1 protein-coding gene is annotated in these 547 nt (G+C 63.4%); it reads right to left on the reverse strand.

Annotation, left to right across the window (positions count from 1 at the left end):
- Positions 1-74: 74 nt before the first annotated feature.
- On the reverse strand, positions 75-547 hold a 473-nt coding region (locus tag EKL94_RS22280; protein WP_221768005.1), incomplete at its 5' end, for an extracellular solute-binding protein.

A 547-nucleotide genomic window follows, 5' to 3' on the forward strand; every position in this document is an offset into this window, starting at 1 on the left:
GGGTCGGGGGGGTAGCCGCCTACCTATTCACCCTCGACAGTGCCCTGGGGGGAAGGTGGGGTTGTTGCCGATTTTCAGCGGCGGTTGTGCTCTGTTGTTGGGTGGGCTGTGAAGGTGTGGGGGGGGGCGCCCCCGATTGCCGGGCCGCCCTTGGTCCCCGGGGGCCGAGGCAAGGAGGTGGTGCGGAACTGGAAGCGGCCCCCGACCTCGCGAGTGACAGCTCCCAGGGCGGCGGTGGACTCGATGAACATGGCGGCTTTGCCCGAGGTAAACGCCTGGCGCTGGGCAGCGCCATCGCGCCCGACGTTGATGTTGATGCCTTCGCGGGTCATGTCCACGATCCACTTGACAGCCCTCACTCCGGCTGGGCCGTTGTACTCTACCGCGGTAGCCCGCTTGGTGCGCCCGTTCTCGTTGTTGACCACGTAGCCACCCTGGTTGTAGATCAGCTGCTCGATAAACCACCCTTCCCCTTTTACACACCGGATGCTCCCGACACGCTTACCGCTTTTATTACTGTGGTGTCGCCTGCGTATAACACAATAAA

The sequence above is a fragment of the Stenotrophomonas maltophilia genome, assembly GCF_003970865.1.
Classification (GTDB): domain Bacteria; phylum Pseudomonadota; class Gammaproteobacteria; order Xanthomonadales; family Xanthomonadaceae; genus Stenotrophomonas; species Stenotrophomonas maltophilia_AR.